14 protein-coding genes are annotated in these 16,775 nt (G+C 65.3%); 10 read left to right on the top strand and 4 right to left on the bottom strand.

All coding sequences use genetic code 11. The features are described from left to right. Positions 1 to 4: 4 nt before the first annotated feature. The 4 genes from DRB87_RS06510 to DRB87_RS06495 all read right to left on the bottom strand — a co-directional run bounded on the left by DRB87_RS06510 (position 5) and on the right by DRB87_RS06495 (position 4,010). The gene (locus tag DRB87_RS06510; RefSeq protein WP_130025303.1) at positions 5 to 499 is read right to left on the bottom strand and encodes an Lrp/AsnC family transcriptional regulator; all 495 of its coding nucleotides are present in this window, start codon (positions 497 to 499) and stop codon (positions 5 to 7) included. 119 nt (positions 500 to 618) lie between these two features. After that, entirely contained in the window at positions 619 to 2,022 is a 1,404-nt protein-coding gene (locus tag DRB87_RS06505; protein WP_130025302.1) for an aminotransferase class III-fold pyridoxal phosphate-dependent enzyme, read from the bottom strand. A 163-nt stretch (positions 2,023 to 2,185) separates the two neighbouring features. After that, the gene (locus DRB87_RS06500; RefSeq protein ID WP_130025301.1) at positions 2,186 to 3,112 is read right to left on the bottom strand and encodes a glyoxylate/hydroxypyruvate reductase A; all 927 of its coding nucleotides are present in this window, start codon (positions 3,110 to 3,112) and stop codon (positions 2,186 to 2,188) included. Positions 3,113 to 3,125: 13 nt separating this feature from the next. After that, positions 3,126 to 4,010 carry a GNAT family N-acetyltransferase gene (locus tag DRB87_RS06495; RefSeq protein ID WP_130025300.1) on the bottom strand — a complete coding sequence of 295 codons (885 nt, stop codon included), beginning with the start codon at positions 4,008 to 4,010 and terminating at the stop codon, positions 3,126 to 3,128. 333 nt (positions 4,011 to 4,343) lie between these two features. Between DRB87_RS06495 and DRB87_RS06490 the strand changes: the two genes are divergently transcribed. The 10 genes from DRB87_RS06490 to DRB87_RS06445 all read left to right on the top strand — a co-directional run bounded on the left by DRB87_RS06490 (position 4,344) and on the right by DRB87_RS06445 (position 16,720). Beyond that, complete coding sequence (locus DRB87_RS06490) at positions 4,344 to 5,822, top strand: aldehyde dehydrogenase (protein ID WP_130025299.1); 1,479 nt, start codon at positions 4,344 to 4,346, stop codon at positions 5,820 to 5,822. A 310-nt stretch (positions 5,823 to 6,132) separates the two neighbouring features. After that, positions 6,133 to 6,801 (top strand): haloacid dehalogenase type II, encoded by a 669-nt coding sequence (locus DRB87_RS06485; protein WP_130025298.1) that lies wholly within the window; start codon positions 6,133 to 6,135, stop codon positions 6,799 to 6,801. A 48-nt stretch (positions 6,802 to 6,849) separates the two neighbouring features. Next, a complete protein-coding gene (locus DRB87_RS06480) occupies positions 6,850 to 8,127 on the top strand; it encodes an FAD-binding oxidoreductase (protein WP_130025297.1) in 1,278 nt (425 codons plus the stop codon). 74 nt (positions 8,128 to 8,201) lie between these two features. Then, complete coding sequence (locus DRB87_RS06475; RefSeq protein ID WP_130025296.1) at positions 8,202 to 9,815, top strand: ABC transporter substrate-binding protein; 1,614 nt, start codon at positions 8,202 to 8,204, stop codon at positions 9,813 to 9,815. 115 nt (positions 9,816 to 9,930) lie between these two features. Further along, positions 9,931 to 10,887 carry an ABC transporter permease gene (locus DRB87_RS06470; RefSeq protein ID WP_130025295.1) on the top strand — a complete coding sequence of 319 codons (957 nt, stop codon included), beginning with the start codon at positions 9,931 to 9,933 and terminating at the stop codon, positions 10,885 to 10,887. Next, complete coding sequence (locus DRB87_RS06465) at positions 10,884 to 11,828, top strand: ABC transporter permease (RefSeq protein WP_130025294.1); 945 nt, start codon at positions 10,884 to 10,886, stop codon at positions 11,826 to 11,828. Before DRB87_RS06470 ends, DRB87_RS06465 begins: the two co-directional genes overlap by 4 nt. Next, a complete protein-coding gene (locus tag DRB87_RS06460; RefSeq protein WP_240756208.1) occupies positions 11,825 to 13,711 on the top strand; it encodes an ABC transporter ATP-binding protein in 1,887 nt (628 codons plus the stop codon). The genes DRB87_RS06465 and DRB87_RS06460 overlap by 4 nt, the downstream gene beginning before the upstream one ends. Beyond that, positions 13,708 to 14,082, top strand: a complete 375-nt coding sequence (locus DRB87_RS06455) for a (2Fe-2S)-binding protein (protein ID WP_130025292.1) — start codon at positions 13,708 to 13,710, stop codon at positions 14,080 to 14,082. Before DRB87_RS06460 ends, DRB87_RS06455 begins: the two co-directional genes overlap by 4 nt. Further along, positions 14,067 to 15,506, top strand: coding sequence for an NAD(P)/FAD-dependent oxidoreductase (locus DRB87_RS06450; RefSeq protein ID WP_130025291.1), 1,440 nt, complete (start codon positions 14,067 to 14,069; stop codon positions 15,504 to 15,506). The genes DRB87_RS06455 and DRB87_RS06450 overlap by 16 nt, the downstream gene beginning before the upstream one ends. Next, positions 15,503 to 16,720, top strand: a complete 1,218-nt coding sequence (locus tag DRB87_RS06445) for an FAD-binding oxidoreductase (protein WP_130025290.1) — start codon at positions 15,503 to 15,505, stop codon at positions 16,718 to 16,720. Before DRB87_RS06450 ends, DRB87_RS06445 begins: the two co-directional genes overlap by 4 nt. Positions 16,721 to 16,775: the final 55 nt, after the last annotated feature.

Raw genomic sequence — 16,775 nt, 5'->3', positions numbered from 1 at the left:
GATGTCAGCCTTGCGGCGGGAATAGGGTTTCGAGCGGGTAGTGCGTCTTGACGAAGGGTGACTTGATGATCACGAAGCTGAAATACTTCTCGATGCCGATATCGCGTTCGAGCAGCCCCTCGATGATGCTTTGATAGTGACTCACGCTGCGTGTGACGAACTTGAGCAGGTAGTCGTAGCCACCACTGGCGAGATGGCATTCGACGATCTCGTCGACGTCTCGGATGGCATCGACAAAGCGGATGAAATCCTCCCGTCGATGGTCGGCGAGCGTGACCTCGGTAAACACGATCTGAATGTCGCCGAGCTTTTCGAGTTGAATCCGTGCGCCGTAGCCGACGATATAACCCGCCTTCTCCAGGCGCTTGACGCGAATCAGGCAGGGGCTGGGCGACAAGCCCACGGCGTCGGCGAGTTCCACGTTCGTGATACGCCCGCGCTTTTGCAGTTGGCAAAGAATGCGCAGATCGATGCGGTCGAGTTTGCTGTCCGTGCCCATCGTAATTTCGAAGCGCCAACAAGGGCGCGGTCAATCGTGAATCGTGAACGATCTTAACACAGCGGATTGGCCGCACAGGCTTGACCCTAACCGTATCGCCTATCACGTCAATCTCCTGTTTACGCGGCTTTCCGGGCACCTAGCGCGGCGCGCCGAGCGGCACTGACCGCATCGTCCGCCAGCACTTCGTCGAGCGTCGCCCTCACCCGCTCGACCATGAGTGCTACATCCTGTTCGGTGAAACAAAGCGCCGGCGCAAATCCCAGAATGTTGTCGGCGAACGCTCGGAAGATCACGCCGTTCCGATACGCCGCGGCCGAAATCTTGTCGGCCAGTCGCAGCGACGGATCGAAACGCGCCTTGCTTGTCTTGTCCGCAACGAGTTCCAGGGCACCCAGCAATCCGCGATGCCGCGAGTCGCCGACCAGCGGATGATCGAGCAGCGAATCCAGCCCGGCCCCGAATGCGTGGGCCACGGCCTGGCCATTGGCGATCAGACCGTCTTCGTACAGGCGAATCACCTCGAGCGCCACGGCGGCACTCACGGGATGCGCGGAATAGGTCTGGCCGTGCCCCACCACCTGCCCCTGCTCGCCGTCGGCGATTGCCTGATAGATGGCGTCGCTCATGAGGACTGCGCCCATCGGCGCGTAGCCCGCGGTCAACCCCTTCGCGATCGTCATCATGTCGGGCTCGACGTGCTCCGCCTCGCATGCAAACATCGGCCCGGTACGACCGAAGCCAGTGATGACTTCGTCGGCGACGAACAGGATATCCAGGCGGCGGCAGGCATCGCGCATCGCCTTGAGCCAGCCCACGGGGGGCACGATCACACCGCCGGAACCCTGTATCGGCTCACAGAAGAATGCAGCAACGTGGTCGCTGCCGCCCAGTTCGGCCACCTTGGCTTCGAGCGCGGCCACACTTGCCGCGATGAGGGCCTGCCCGTCGCGCCCGAGCGGGTCGCGATACGCATAGGGTGACGGAAGGTAGTGTTGTGTTGGCAACGGCACGTCGAAGCCGCGATGAAACGACGCGATCGCCGTCAGGCCCGCGCCGATCGACGACGAACCGTGGTAGCCGCGTTCAAGCGAGATGAAATGCTTCTTCTCCGGGCGGCCCGTCACATTGCAATAGTGCGTGATGAAGCGCAGCGCTGCGTCCACGGCATCTGAACCACCGAGTGAAAAATACACATGCTGCAGCGAGCGCGGCGCGATCGACACCAGCTTCTCGGCGAGTTGCGCGGCCGGTGCGCTGCCGAAGTGAAAGTAGCCCGTGGCATACGCCAGTTTCGCCATCTGGGCCGAGGCAGCGTCGACCACACTCTGCTGTCCATACCCCACGTTGACGCACCACAACCCGGCAAAGGCATCGAGCAACTCGTTGCCGTCGATGTCGCGCAGATAAACACCGTGCCCGGATTCGAGCAACGTCGCCCCTTGCTGCTCGTGGGCGCGAAAGCTGACGACGGGATGGATGAGATGCCGGCGGTCGGCATCGAGGAGTGATTGCTTGGACATGGGATCTCTCGGCGTGTCGGATGGGACGGGGGATGAACCTGTGTCCATACTAAAGAGCCGGCAGCGCAGATGCGTCGCCAAATTAAGCCGTAAAAAAAACGCGCGCCGCGAAATTGCGACGCGCGCAGCATTTTGTGCTGCCGGTGTGGGCACCCCGGCGCGCTCAGTACCCGTGTGTGCGATCGATCTGCCCGATCATCGGTAAGCCGGCGCGATGCCTGCGCAGGTTTTCCAGTACCACTTCCACCGCAGTCTCCGGTCGCGTGGCGCTGGCGATATGCGGGGTGATGCGCACCTTCGGATGCGCCCACAGCGGATGCGACGGCGGCAGCGGTTCTGGGTCGGTGACATCGAGAATCGCGCCCGACAGATGCCCGCTGTCAAGCAACTCCATGAGCGCGTATTGATTGAGATGAGGACCACGTCCGACATTGATCAGCCAAGCGCCGCGCGGCAATCCGCTCAGCAAGCGCTTGTCGAGAATGCCACGGGTCGCCGACGTCAGTGGCAGCAGGCAGACAAGGATGTCGGTGCGGGCAAGGAAGGCACCGAGCGACTCGTATCCCGCGTAGCAACCGACCCCATCCACCTGCCGCGGCGTTCGGCTCCACCCCGCGCAGTCGAACCCGAAAGCATGCAGGCGCGACAGCACTGCCTGCCCGAGCATGCCGAGACCCAACACCCCCACACGGCGCTCGCTTGCAGGCACCACGCTCAGTTCCGTCCACTCACGCGTGGCTTGCTGCCGCGCATAGGCAAAGATGTCGCGGTGAATCGAAAGGACCGCCTGCGTCACGTACTCGACCATGCCTTCGACGATGCCGGGCTCGACCATGCGAACGACCGGAATATGATCCGGCACCCGCGACAGGTCGAACTGGTCGATGCCCGCCCCCGTCGAGAATACGACTTCCAGGTTCGGCAGCAGCGTGTCGATATCTTCCGGCGGCTTCCAGGCAGCGAGGTAACGCACCTCGCGCGCGTCGCCAACATCGGGCCACAGTCGGAACGCCGTCTCCGGCGCCCGCTGGGCGAACAACTGCGCCCACACCGCGCCGCGTGCCGGATCGGCCTTGTAAAGAAACGACATCTGCGCTCCCGCGTCAGCCGATGGCTTGATTGATGATGGCGAATTGCCGAACCTCGTCGTCGACGACCGGCGTGCCGTTACGGGCCATCTTCACGACCGTGTCGACGCGCTCGAGTCCAAGCACCTCGAGCCACTCGGTCAGCCCGCTGTCCGAGGGCGTGTCGATGCGCACAAAACGGCCTTCATGCAGCGTCAGCCAGTGGGCGATCATGGCCTCGGCACGCGCACGGGTGAGTGACTCGGCGTCCGAGCCGCTGACGACGACCACCGGGCCGATCGCAAAGCCGCGGCCGAATCGCCTGAACAACGAGAAGCCGAGCAGCTCGCCGTCGCGTTCGATGGCAATGCCGTCGGCGACATCGAGAAGCGCGGGCAGAATGCGCCCCCTGTCGAATCCGCTCGCGCGGCTGGCGAGGGTGACGAGCCGGTCGGGATCGTTGGTACTCAACGGCCGCAAACGTTCGCCTGGCGGCAGCTCCATGAGCGGCGGGCGACGCGCCGTTCCCTGGTGCTGGTCGATGCTGCCCACCGCTTTGAACCCGAGCTTTTCATATAGCGGTTGTCCGGCCGGGGTGGCATGCAACAGCGTCAGGCGGGTTCCCAGTTGATCAAGCATGCGCTCCATCAACGCGCGCCCGATGCCGCGTCCTTGCTGTTCCGGCGAAACGATCACCATACCGAGCGAGCCGCCGGCCTCACCGTGCTGCCAATACAGTGCGGTACCCACGACATCGTCGCCATCCAGGGCGACGAAGCCTTGTCCCTGGCGCGCCAGAAATCGCCAGTCATCGGGTTTGTGCGGCCAGCGCACGGCGCTGGACAGACGATAGCCAGCCGCCACATCCGTGTCGGTAAATGGCCGGTAGACGAGTTGGGAAGATGCATGGAATTCGGACACGCCGAGCCTCCTTGGGGCATTGCCGGATGCGAAACAGTGGGCCACGCCCACCACGACTGCACTATGGCGACCTGAGCAGACGCTGCATAGGACGATTCTGTTGTTCGCCCGCACGATCGAAGGCCGCGGGACAAACGGCGCATTCATGCCGCCATCGCGCGCAAAAAAACATGCCGCGTGCGGTCCACGTCATTGTTTCGATGCAATCTGCCGGCCCGCTGCCCCTACCATGAAGAGCGTCGCCATGCTCAGGCGGCCACGATTACCCGTGCCCCTCCCCTTTGTCGATTGCCCGCCCCGGCGCGTGCGCCGTAACGGCTCCGGAGAATCATCATGGACAGTTTCGATCCCGCGCAGGTGGGTATTCCCACCGGTCATTTCATCGACGGCAAGTTAGTAGAAGCCGGCGGCACCACACTGGACGTCATCTGCCCGTCGAGCGGTCGCCCCTACGCCGACCTCTCGCTAGCCTCACCCGACACGGTAGCCCGCGCGGCAGACAGCGCGTGGCACGCCTTTCGCCACAGCGGTTGGGCCACCTGCGCACCGCGCGAGCGCGCGCGCGTGCTGCGTCGCCTCGCCGATCTCGTCGAGTCCGACGTGCGCACACTCGCGCCGCTGGAGGCCATCGGCTCTACGCGCCCGGTCCGCGAAGCGGCGGCCTGGGACGTGCCCTACACCGCCGAGTGCCTACGCTTTTACGCGGAGCACGCCGACAAACATGGGGGCGAGCTGGCGGCCACCGACCCGTCGCACCTCGGCATGACGATCACCGAGCCGATCGGCGTCGTGGCGGCCATTGCGCCGTGGAACTTCCCGCTTGTCATGGCCGCCTGGAAGATCGCCCCAGCACTCGCCGCAGGCAATGCGGTCGTGCTCAAGCCGTCGGAGATGACACCGTTCTCGGTACTGCGTCTCGCCGAACTTGCCATACAGGCGGGCGTCCCGGCCAATATTCTCAACGTCGTGCAGGGAGACGGCAGGACGGCCGGCGACGCACTCGTGCGCCACCCACGCGTCGGGAAAGTCACTTTTACCGGATCCACGCGGACCGGGGCCGCCATCATGGCGGCCTGTGCGCAATCGGGGACCAAACCCGTGACGCTCGAACTGGGCGGCAAGAGTCCACAAGTGGTCTTTGCCGATGTGCCCGATCTGGACGCGGTCGCACGACGCGTTGCCATGGGCATCACCGGCAATGCGGGCCAAGTGTGCAATGCGGGCTCGAGGCTTGTGGTCGAAGCGGGCATCGCCGACGCACTGCTCGAAAAGCTGCGCGCCATCTTCGCGTCACTGCATCCGGGCGCCACGTGGTCGGCGGGCACAACGCTCTCCCCCATCATCAGCGAAGGCCAGGCGCAGCGAATCGACGCGCTTGTCGCGCGGGCACGCGACGCGGGCGCCAACGTGTACTGCGGCGCCGAGCGCGCGGCCGCGGATCAGGATGGCGCTTGGTATGCCCCCACCGTCCTGACCGGCGTCGCGCCGCACGCCGAGATCGTCCGCGAGGAAGTGTTCGGCCCCGTGCTCACGGTGCAGACGTTCACGTCAGAAGAAGAAGCATTGCAACTGGCGCAGCACGACGACTACGGACTGGCGGCGGGCGTTCACACGGCCAACCTGGGGTGCGCCTTGCGCATGGTGCGTGGCATCGACGCGGGCAACATCTGGGTCAACCGTTACGGCAGGTCGTCGGACTTCGTGCTCCCCACGGGCGGCTTCAAGCGCTCCGGCCTGGGCAAGGATCTCGGCCGTCAGGCGTTCGAAGCCAATCTGCGAAGCAAAGCTGTCCTCATCGACTTGAACGGATGAGCGTCTGGCGTTCGCGTTTGCCGCAGCGCCTTGTCGCCCAGCGTTGATGCGGGTTAACACGGCATCGGAAAAGCACAAAGCATTTCGTGCTGTTCATGCCCCCCAAAACGCATCGAATTCTATTTTTGCCTTGAATATTTCAACGCCAAGCCGAGATTTTGACCTGATTTAATTTTTCACAGGGACGTCGCAGATCGCGCATCAGGCCGCAAGCCCGCTTCGCCAGTCTCGACCCACGCCGGACCGCTTTAACTCAAGCCCTTTTGCCCAAGAATCCCTCGGGATTCGCCCTACACAGAGGATAAAGATCATGATCGACTTCGAGCCGAAATTCATTACCTTCGATTGCTACGGCACGCTGGTCAAATTCCGCATGGCCGACATGGCCCGCGAGATTTACGGCAACCGTCTGCAGGGCGAGGCGCTCGAGAATTTCGTCAAGGTGTTTGCCGCCTATCGTCGCGATGAAGTTCTCGGCGCATGGAAGCCGTATCGCGACGTCGTCGTCGATTCGGTGCGCCGCACCTGCGAACGCACCGGCGTGGTGTTCAACCTCGACGAGGCCGAGCAAATCTATCTGGCCGTGCCGACCTGGGGCCCGCACCCGGACGTGCCGGAAGGCCTCTCGCGCCTGGCCAAGAAATACAAGCTGGTGGGCCTGACGAACGCCGCGAACGAACAGATCATGAGCAATATCGAGAAGCTGGGGGCCCCCTTCCACGCCGTGATCACCGCGGAAGAGGTCGGCGCTTACAAGCCTCGCATGCAGGGCTTCGAGTACATGTTCAAGAAGCTCGGCGTGCAACCGCACGAAATTCTGCACGTCTCGTCGAGCCCGCGCTACGACCTGATGACGGCCCACGACCTCGGTATCAAGCACAAGGCCATGGTGCTGCGCGGCCACGAACCCGAAGCGCCGTTCTACGAATACACGCCGGTCAAGGACATCATCGATCTTGCCGTGCAGCTCGGGTTGTAACCGACGCTTGCGTTGCGCTTCCCTGCGGCCTTGGACCCTCGCCCCGACATGAAACTCGAATCGTACTGGCTCGACACCGTTGCACGCTTTACCAGCACCCAGGAGGGCCCGGTGGAGGGTCGCGCCGACGTGGTGGTGATCGGCGCGGGCTTCACGGGACTGTCCGCTGCGCTGGCGCTGAGCCAGCGCGGTGCAACGGTCACCGTGCTCGATGCGGGCGCGGTCGGCGCGGGGGCATCAGGTCGCAACGGCGGCCACTGCAACACCGGCGTGGCGCAGGACTACGTCGCGCTCACGGCGCAACTTGGTGCCGAGCGTGCGCGGGCCTGCTATCGCGCCTATGCGGCGGCCGTCGATACCGTGGAACGTGTGATCCGGGAGGAAAGCATCGACTGCGACTACAGCCGTCGCGGCAAACTGAAGCTGGCCGCCAAACCTCACCATATGGCGCATCTGGCGGCGACCGCCGAGTTGATCGCGCGCGATGTCGATCCCGACGTTCAACTGATCGACCGCGCCGGCATCGGCGCCGAAATCGCCTCGGACGCCTTCCACGGCGGCCTGCTGCAACGCCACGGCGGACAGATGCACATGGGCAAGTTTGCGGCGGGTCTGGCGTCGGCCGCCGTCCGTCACGGCGCTCGCCTCTACGAGCATGCGCCGGTGACACAGATTGCGCGTCAGGGCGACGGGACGTATCGGGTCAAATCGGATCGCGGCGAAGTCGTCGCCACGCAAGTCCTCGTCGCCACCGGCCCGTCCCGTCATGGCCCATTCGGTTGGTATCGCCGGCGCATGGCGCCGGTCGGTTCGTTCATCATCGTGACCGAGCCGCTTGGCGCCGCAACGCTCGACCAGCTTCTGCCGAACCGCCGCGCCTACGTCACCAGCCGCCTGATGCACAACTACTTCCGCACCACCCCGGATCACCGGCTCGTACTCGGCGGGCGAGCCCGCTTCACCGCGTCGGAGCAACCTTCGGACGAGCGCAGCGGACGCATATTGCGAGCCAACCTCGCCACGCTGTTCCCGCCGCTCGCCCAGGCACGCATCGACTACTGCTGGGGCGGACTGGTCGACATTACCGCCGACAGGCTGCCTCGCGCCGGACAGCACGACGGCATCTATTACTCCATGGGCTACAGCGGTCATGGCACGCAGATGGCCACCCACATGGGGCAAATCATGGCCGATGTGATGAACGGCCGCGTCGAGGCCAACCCCTGGCGTGATTTCGACTGGCCCGCGATCCCGGGACATACCGGCAAACCGTGGTTCCTGCCGCTCGTCGGCGCGTATTTCCGCATCAAAGATATTTTCTATTGATTTACCCGGCGCGCAATCGCCGATGAAGGCTGGCAGTCCTGATCCCTCGGCAACCCCACAAGTGGAGATGTGCAATGAATTCAGATAAATCGGTCAACGGTGTCGACCTGAGCGCAGCAGCGGATGAGAGCCTGAGTCAGCGCGGCGCCCAGCGCCGGGATCTGCTGCGCGCGATGGCCGCCAGCGGGCTGCTGACCCTGACCGGCACGGGCCTGCTGAGCGTGAGCGGTCAGGCCTTTGCCCAGACGCCGAAGCGCGGTGGCAAGATTCGCGTCGCCACGCAATCGGCGTCGGCCGCCGATACGCTTGATCCGGCCAAGGGCGCCCTCGCCACCGACTACGTCCGTGGCAACATGATCTACAACGGGCTGACCGAACTGGATTCGAAGCTTGGCGCCAAGCTTGCGCTCGCTCAGTCGATCGATACCAAAGACGCCAAGGTCTGGGTGATCAAACTGCGCAGCGGCGTGCAATTCCACGACGGCAAGCCCCTGACGCCGGCCGACGTCACGTATTCGATCTTGCGACACAAGGACCCCGCGACCGCGTCCAAGGCGAAAACGCTGGCCGACCAGATCAAGGAAGCGAAGGCGACCGGACCCAACGAGGTGACCATCACGCTCGAAGGCCCGAACGCCGACCTGCCCGTGATTCTCGCCACCTCGCACTTCCTCATCATCAAGGACGGCACCAAGGATTTCACGACGGCCGTGGGTACGGGGCCGTTCAAGGTGAAGGAATTCTCGCCGGGGGTGCGCACGGTCGGGGTGCGCAACGAGAAGTACTGGAAGTCTGGACAGCCTTATCTCGACGAAATCGAGCTGATCGGCATTGGCGACGAATCCGCCCGCGTCAATGCCCTGCTCTCCGGCGACGTTCAACTGATCAACGCCGTGAGTGCGCGCTCGACCGAGCGTATCAAGACCACACCGGGATACACGGTGCTCGAAACCAAGACGGGGCAATACACCGACCTGATCATGCGCGACGAGGGCGGCATCACCGGCAACACGGATTTTCGCCGGGGCATGATGCATCTGTTCGACCGCGAACAGATCCGGAAGACCGTATTCCGCGGCTTTGGTGCGATCGGCAACGACCAGCCCATCGACCCGAGCAACAAGTACTACATGGCCGGACTGCCGCAACGTACCTACGACCCCGAGAAGGCGGCCTGGTACTTCAAAAAGGCCAACCTGCCCACGGCGCCGCTTCAGGTCTACGCCACGCCCGCCGCCGAAGGGTCGGTTGAAATGGCGATGATGCTTCAGCAAATCGCCCCGAAGGCCGGCCTGAATCTGCAGATCACCCGCGTACCGGCCGACGGCTATTGGTCGAACCACTGGATGAAGCACCCGCTCACTTTCGGTTCGGTGAATGCTCGCCCGAGCGCCGACGTACTGCTCACACAGTTCTTCCGCTCGGATGCCCCGTGGAACGAAGCGAACTGGAAGAACCCCAAGTTCGATCAGTTGCTCCTGGCCGCGCGTGGTGAACCCGACGATGCGAAACGCAAGGCGCTCTATGGCGACATTCAGACGCTGATTCACCAGGACGGCGGCATCGGCATTCCCTTGTTCCTCTCGTCACTCGACGCCCACACCACCAAGCTCAAAGGATTGGGGTCGATCCCGCTGGCCGGTCTCATGGGCTTCGCCTTCGCGGAACATGTCTGGCTCGACGCCTGAGATTGACCGAGCACTGCAGCAGTAAGAGGGCGATGCGCGCCGCCAGGCACGGTGCGCATCGGTCTGACACCGTCGTTTCCCCACGAACGGCGTCGTATAACGGGAGAAGTTTCCGATGAAATCCCAAGTGCAACGACTTATCGCGGCACGCTTCGGCCTGGCCTTGCTGACACTGGTGCTGGTGTCCGCAATCGTATTCACGATCACGGCCCTGCTGCCGGGCGATGCCGCCCAGATGGCGCTCGGTCAGGCCGCGACCCCCGAAGCCGTCACCGCGCTGCGTCACCAGCTCGGCCTGGACCAGCCAGCGGTGACCCGTTACTTCCAGTGGCTCGTTCACATGAGCGCGGGCAACTTCGGCGAATCGATGTCGAACAATCTGCCGGTCGCGCAACTCATCGCCAGCCGTCTGCCCAACTCGCTCGTACTCGCGGGGCTGACCACGCTCGTCTCGGTGCCGCTGGCGCTGGCCATCGGCATCGCCGCCGCCATGTGGCGCGGCTCGCTGCTCGATCGCGTACTCAATATCCTGACGCTCTCGGCGGTGGCCGTGCCGGAATTTCTGGTCGCCACCATCGCCGTGCTGATCTTCGCCGTCAAGCTGCGCTGGCTGCCGGCACTGTCGTATTTGTCGTCCGTCAATTCGTTCGACGATCTGGTGCGGATCTACGCCATGCCGGTCATGACCCTGTGCTGCGTGATCGTCGCGCAGATGGCGCGAATGACACGCGCCGCGGTGATCGATCAGTTGAGTTCGTCATACGTGGAGATGGCCATCCTCAAGGGGGCGTCGCCCATGCGCGTCGTCTGGCGACACGTGCTTCCGAATGCCATCGGCCCAATCGCCAACGTGGTCGCCCTGAGCCTGTCATATCTGTTCGGCGGCGTGGTGATCGTCGAGACGATCTTCAATTACCCGGGCCTCGCCAGTTTGCTGGTCGACGCCGTCACCAACCGCGATCTGCCGCTCGTACAAGGCTGCGTCATGGTGTTCTGCGCGGCCTATCTCTTGCTCGTGTTGATCGCCGATCTGTGTGCGGTCGTCTCCAATCCGAGGCTGCGTCAACGATGAATCCGATATCTCGCCCTCCTGTCAGCCCCGCGGAAGCCCTGCCGCCCGCCCTGCCCGCCCCTGCGGCGCCCGACACCGTCACCTCGCCTGCAGCCCCTCGATCGAGCCGCTTCGCCGGTCTGCGCGAACGCGTCTCCTGGCTTGGCATGACCGGTGCAGCGCTGGTGCTGTTCTGGCTGGTGATCGCCTGCATCGGCCCGCTGATCGCGCCGCATCCGGGCGGCGCCTTCACGTCGGCCGATGTCTTCGCGAGCTACAGCGCCGCGTATCCGCTCGGCACCGACTACCTCGGGCGCGACATACTCAGCCGGATCCTCATCGGCACGCGCTTTACCGTCGGCATCGCCTTGGCGGCCGCCGTGCTCGCCAGCACGGCGGGCACCTGCTTCGGCCTGTGTGCGGCGGTCGCGCCGCGCTGGGTGGACGAGGTGCTCTCGCGCGTGTTCGATGCGCTGGTGTCCATCCCGAGCAAAGTGCTGGCGCTCGTCGTCATCGCGGCGTTCGGCTCCGGCAACACGCTCCTGATTCTGGTCACCGCATTTGCCTATATTCCGGGCGCATTTCGCATCTCGCGTTCGCTGGCGGTAAATCTCATGACGCTCGAATACGTGCAGGTCGCCCGCGCTCGCGGCGAAAAGCTGCTCTACATCGCCCGCGTGGAAGTACTGCCGAACATGATTCATCCGATGCTGGCCGACTTCGGGCTGCGCTTCGTGTTCATCGTGCTGCTGCTCTCCGGCCTGTCGTTTCTCGGCCTCGGCGTGCAACCGCCAAACGCCGATTGGGGCTCGCTGGTCCGCGAAAACATCGGCGGTCTGGCCGAAGGCTCGCCCGCCGTGCTCATGCCGGCCCTGGCGATCGCCTCGCTGACCATCGGGGTGAACCTGCTGATCGACAATCTTCGCCGGCGCGGTGCGTTCGGCACCGGAGCACCGAAATGACGATGCAGCCCTCAGCAGGCACCTCGTGCCCACCCGTGATGATCGACGTTCGCGCTCTGCGCGTCGTGGCCCGCAGCCGAGGGGTCACCACGGAGATCGTACGCGGCGTCGATTTTTCGGTACGGCGAGGCGAAGTCCTCGCGCTTATCGGTGAATCCGGTTCCGGCAAAACGACCATCGCGCTGTCCTTGCTGGGGTATGCCCGCAACGGCTGCGACATCGCGGGGGGGCAGATCCGGATCGGCGACGTCGACGTGCTCTCGCTCGACGACCGGGGCCGGCGCGCGCTTCGCGCTCGCACGGTCGCCTACGTGGCGCAAAGCGCCTCGGCGGGCTTCAACCCGGCACGCACGATCATGGATCAGGTGATCGAACCCGCCCTGCTTCATAAAACCGCCACGGCGGCGCAAGCGCGCGTGAAGGCCGTCGAGCTGTTCAGGGCGCTGGCGTTGCCGTCACCGCAGACCATTGGCGAGCGGTATCCGCACCAGGTCTCGGGTGGGCAGTTGCAGCGATTGATGGCCGCCATGGCGCTGATCACCGATCCGGCCGTGGTGGTGTTCGATGAGCCGACCACCGCGCTCGACGTCACGACGCAGATCGAAGTCCTCGCCGCGTTCAAGAAGGTGATTCGCGAGTTGGGCACCACGGCGGTGTATGTCTCGCACGATCTCGCCGTCGTGGCGCAGATGGCCGATCAGATCGTCGTGCTCAACGGCGGCACGGTCCGCGAGATCGGTACGACCGCGAAAATACTGCGCAGCCCCGACGATGCCTACACCCGCGAGTTGCTCGCCGCACGCCGGCACGACGATCTGTCGGTCGCAAGCGCGGCACGCAGCGAAACGCCCGCCCCGCCGCTGCTCGAAATTCGCGGGCTGCACGCGGGATACGGCAGTCGCGACCGGCATGGCCTGCCGGCGACGCGCGTGCTCGACGATGTCAGTCTTCGCATCGCCAAAGGCAGCGCGCTGGGCGTGATCGGCGAATCGGGCTCCGGAAAAACGACGTTGGCCCGCGTGGTCGCGGGCCTGGTACCCCGCGCGCGCGGCGAAGTGTGGTTCGACGGCGAGCCGCTGCCCGATTCGCTGAGCGAGCGCAACGCCGAGCACTATCGCCGCATCCAGATCGTCTTCCAGAACGCCGACACCGCGCTGAATCCGAGTCACACCATTGCCGACATTCTGGCGCGTCCGCTCAAGCTGTACCACGGCCTGCGCGGCAACGCCGCGAAGCAGCGAACGTTGGCGTTGCTCGACCGGGTTCGGCTACCGGCCACGCTGCTCGATCGCACACCGGGCGGCTTGTCCGGCGGGCAGAAGCAGCGCGTGAATCTGGCGCGCGCGCTGGCGGCCGAGCCGTCGCTGATCCTTTGCGACGAAGTCACCTCGGCGCTAGACACCGTCGTGGGCGCCGCGATCATCGATCTGCTCGCGGAACTGCGCCGGGAACTGGGCCTGTCGTATCTCTTCATCAGCCACGATATTTCGACGGTGCGGGCGATCTGCGACGAAGTGATGGTGCTGTATGCCGGCCAGCGAGTGGAATCGGGGGCGCGCGAAGTGCTGAGCTCGCCTCCCTGGCATCCGTACACCCGGATGCTCGTCGAGTCGGTACCGGACTTGCGTCAGGGCTGGCTCGACGAGCGTCGCGCGTGCGTCACGAAGCCCCTCCCGCCCTTGGCAGCCAGCGCCGACGTGGCGGAATTGTGCGCGTTTCGCGATCGCTGCCCGGTGCGTATCGACGGCAAGTGCAACGTGACGCCCCCGTCGCTCAAAGTGCTCGACAACGGTGCCGCCATTCTTTGCCACCATGCGGGCGGCGACCTCGATGCGCTGCAGGTTGCTCATCGCATGCCACGCGAACCGGAGCTGAGCGCATGAGCCCCTCGCGAGATCCCTCGCAAGCACGCTTCGTGCGCGTTGCCGAAACCGGGCGCGCGACGGTGTCCTTGCACGTCGATGCCCGCCCCGTGCAAGCCTACGAAGGCGATACCGTCATGGTCGCCATTCTGACGACGCAGGGCGGCCTTCGGGATGCCGAATTCGGTCCCGAGCGCCGCGCCGGCTTCTGCGTCATGGGCGCGTGCCAGGACTGCTGGGTCTGGACCCGCACCGGGCAACGGTTACGCGCCTGCACCACGCCCGTGAGGGCCGGCATGGACATCGTCACACGGCTCGTGCGCGGTGACGACGACACCGCGCCGATGCGCGCGACGACCTGCGGCGAGGAGGCACTATGGCCGCTCGCGTGATCGTCATCGGTGCCGGGCCGGCCGGGGTCCGCGCGGCCGAAGCCCTGGTCGAGGCGGGTGTGCGGCCGCTCGTGATCGACGAAGGACGCCGCGACGGCGGCCAGATCTATCGCCGTCAGCCGGAGGGCTTTCGCCGCACCTACGCTGCCCTTTATGGTACGGAAGCCGCACGGGCTCAGCGCCTGCACAGTCGCTTCGACGCGCTGCGTCCCCACATCGACTATCTGCCGGAAACGCTGGTATGGAATATCCGAGAGGGCGTCGTCCATCTGGCCAATGCGCACGATGCGAGCCACGCCCGCTTCGATGCGCTGATCGTATGCACCGGCGCCACCGACCGGCTCATGCCGGTACCGGGTTGGCAGTATGCCGGCACCTACAGTCTCGGCGGTGCCCAGGTCGCCCTCAAGTCGCAGGGTTGCGCCATCGGCGAGCGAACGGTCATGCTTGGCACCGGACCCCTGCTGTATCTGCTCGCCGCCCAGTACGTGAAGGCCGGCATGACGCCCGCCGCCGTGCTGGATACCTCTCCCGCACGTGCGCGCCTGCGCGCATTACCGCAATTGCTGGTCAAACCGGCCGTTCTGCTCAAGGGCGCGGCCCTGCTGCGCACGCTGCGCGGGGCAGGCGTACCGATACACCGTGGCGTCACGCCGGTACGCATCGACGGCGATGACGCGCTGGGCGTGCGCGGCGTACACGTGAAATTGGCCGACGGCACGGCGCTCGACGTGCCGGCCAATGCCGTCGCGATGGGCTTTCACCTGCGCCCCGAAACGCAGATCGCCGATCTCGCCGGTTGCGCATTCGCCTTCGACGACGCCGCGGGACAGTGGCTTCCCGAGATCGACGAAGACGGGCGCAGCAGTGTCCCGGGCGTCTACCTTGCGGGAGATGGCGCGCGCGTGCGCGGCGCCGATGCCGCCGAGCGCGCAGGGCGGCTTGCCGCGCTGGCCGCGTTGCGCGACGCAGGCGTCGAACCGAAACACGACGACGCCGCGCGACTGCGTGCCGAACTGGCTCGCTTCTCTCGCTTTGCGGCCGGGCTGCGTGCGGCATTTCCCTGGCCGGCCCACCATGCGCGGCAATTGCCCGACACGACGGTGGTCTGCCGCTGCGAGGGCATCACCGCCGGAGAATTGCGCCGCGTTTGCACGCAGGACGGCGCCGTGGAGGCCAATCGGGCGAAGGCGTTCTCGCGTGTCGGCATGGGGCGATGCCAGGGCCGTTTTTGCGCGCACGCAGGGGCGGAGGTGATGGCTGCCGCGCTGGCAGTGCCACTGGCCGACGTCGGCCGGCTGCGCGGTCAGGCACCGGTCAAGCCGCTCGCGGTCGCGCTCGACCCCGCGCCGTGCGCAGACGTCACCGTCGCAACACAAGACAACGCGGCGAGCGCAACGCCCCGCAGCATGGAGCTTTCATGAGCACGCATGCTTCGCACACGGCACATGCCGACGTCATCGTGATCGGTGGCGGCATCATGGGCTGCAGTACCGCCTACTTCCTGCGCCGCCACGGGCTATCCGTGGTGCTTCTTGAGCGCAACATGACCGGGCAGCAGGCCAGCGGCACCAACTTCGGCGGCGTACGCAGGCAAGGCCGGGCGCTGCCACAGTTGGCCATGTCCAATCGCGCGTTGCGGATATGGCGAGCTTCTCGCGAACTGCTCGGCAGCGACGTCGAGTTTCTGCCCTCCGGGCATACGCGCGTGGCCTATCACGCGCACGATGCCGAGTATTTCGACGACTATGCCCAGCAGGCGCGCGACTACGGGCTCGACCTCGAGGTGCTGCACGGTGCAGCGATGCGCCGCCGCTTCCCGTTTCTCGGACCGGACGTTCTCGCCGCCTCGATCTCGCCGCTCGACGGGCACGCCAACCCGCGACTGGCCGCCCCCGCTTTCGCGCGCGCGGCGCGCGCACTAGGGGCCGACATTCGGGAAAATGCGTCCGTACGCCGGGTCGAGCGAACCGCGACGGGGTTTCGCGTCGAGACCTTCTCCGGCGAGTCCTTTGTGGCCGAACGCCTCGCCATTTGTGCAGGCGCATGGACGAATGCGTTGGCATCGCAGTTCGGCGAATCCGCGCCGCTGACGGTGCGCGGTCCGCAGATGGCCGTCACCGAGCCGGTGCCCTACGTGTTTCGCTCGTCGATGGGCGTCTACACATCGATCAAGGAAGAGAGCATCTATTTCCGGCAGATCCCCCGCGGCAATCTCATTTTGGGCGGGGGCCCGCCGGGTCCGGCCGACGCGGCAACATCGCGCGCTGCCGTATTGCCCGAGAACACGCTCGGTCAGCTGCGGCAGTTCAGACGGCTGGTGCCGGGCGTTGCGCCGCTGCACATCATTCGCGTCTGGAGCGGCGTCGAGAGCTATCTGCCCGACGGCGAGCCCGTCATCGGCAAAAGCGGCACGACCGACGGACTTTATTACGCGTTTGGGTTCAGCGGTTCCGGCTTTCAGATCGGCCCAGGCGTGGGCGAGACGCTGGCGGAACTGATTGCCACCGGCCGATCGGAGATTGATCTGCAACCGTTCCGGATCCAGCGCTTCGACGCTCCCGGGCCAAGTACGCCGGCATCGGCGCCGACCATGGCGCAAGGCGGCCCGCCCACCCCCACGGTAACCTCGTCATGAACGCGACCTCAACTTCATGCTCGTCGGCCTCAAGGGCTGTGGCGTATCGCAAACC

It is taken from the genome of Pandoraea sp. XY-2, from assembly GCF_004193915.1.
In the GTDB taxonomy this organism is placed as follows: domain Bacteria; phylum Pseudomonadota; class Gammaproteobacteria; order Burkholderiales; family Burkholderiaceae; genus Pandoraea; species Pandoraea cepalis.
Note: the sequence above shows the minus strand (reverse complement) of the source record. Positions and strands in the feature narration are given on the sequence as shown.

What these genes read in the sequence shown, in the direction of transcription:
- DRB87_RS06510 (WP_130025303.1), bottom strand. Translation starts at nt 499, where the DNA reads ATGGGCACGGACAGCAAACTCGACCGCATCGATCTGCGCATTCTTTGC.
- DRB87_RS06505 (WP_130025302.1), bottom strand. Translation starts at nt 2,022, where the DNA reads ATGTCCAAGCAATCACTCCTCGATGCCGACCGCCGGCATCTCATCCAT.
- DRB87_RS06500 (WP_130025301.1), bottom strand. Translation starts at nt 3,112, where the DNA reads ATGTCGTTTCTTTACAAGGCCGATCCGGCACGCGGCGCGGTGTGGGCG.
- DRB87_RS06490 (WP_130025299.1), top strand. Translation starts at nt 4,344, where the DNA reads ATGGACAGTTTCGATCCCGCGCAGGTGGGTATTCCCACCGGTCATTTC.
- DRB87_RS06485 (WP_130025298.1), top strand. Translation starts at nt 6,133, where the DNA reads ATGATCGACTTCGAGCCGAAATTCATTACCTTCGATTGCTACGGCACG.
- DRB87_RS06480 (WP_130025297.1), top strand. Translation starts at nt 6,850, where the DNA reads ATGAAACTCGAATCGTACTGGCTCGACACCGTTGCACGCTTTACCAGC.
- DRB87_RS06475 (WP_130025296.1), top strand. Translation starts at nt 8,202, where the DNA reads ATGAATTCAGATAAATCGGTCAACGGTGTCGACCTGAGCGCAGCAGCG.
- DRB87_RS06470 (WP_130025295.1), top strand. Translation starts at nt 9,931, where the DNA reads ATGAAATCCCAAGTGCAACGACTTATCGCGGCACGCTTCGGCCTGGCC.
- DRB87_RS06465 (WP_130025294.1), top strand. Translation starts at nt 10,884, where the DNA reads ATGAATCCGATATCTCGCCCTCCTGTCAGCCCCGCGGAAGCCCTGCCG.
- DRB87_RS06460 (WP_240756208.1), top strand. Translation starts at nt 11,825, where the DNA reads ATGACGATGCAGCCCTCAGCAGGCACCTCGTGCCCACCCGTGATGATC.
- DRB87_RS06455 (WP_130025292.1), top strand. Translation starts at nt 13,708, where the DNA reads ATGAGCCCCTCGCGAGATCCCTCGCAAGCACGCTTCGTGCGCGTTGCC.
- DRB87_RS06450 (WP_130025291.1), top strand. Translation starts at nt 14,067, where the DNA reads ATGGCCGCTCGCGTGATCGTCATCGGTGCCGGGCCGGCCGGGGTCCGC.
- DRB87_RS06445 (WP_130025290.1), top strand. Translation starts at nt 15,503, where the DNA reads ATGAGCACGCATGCTTCGCACACGGCACATGCCGACGTCATCGTGATC.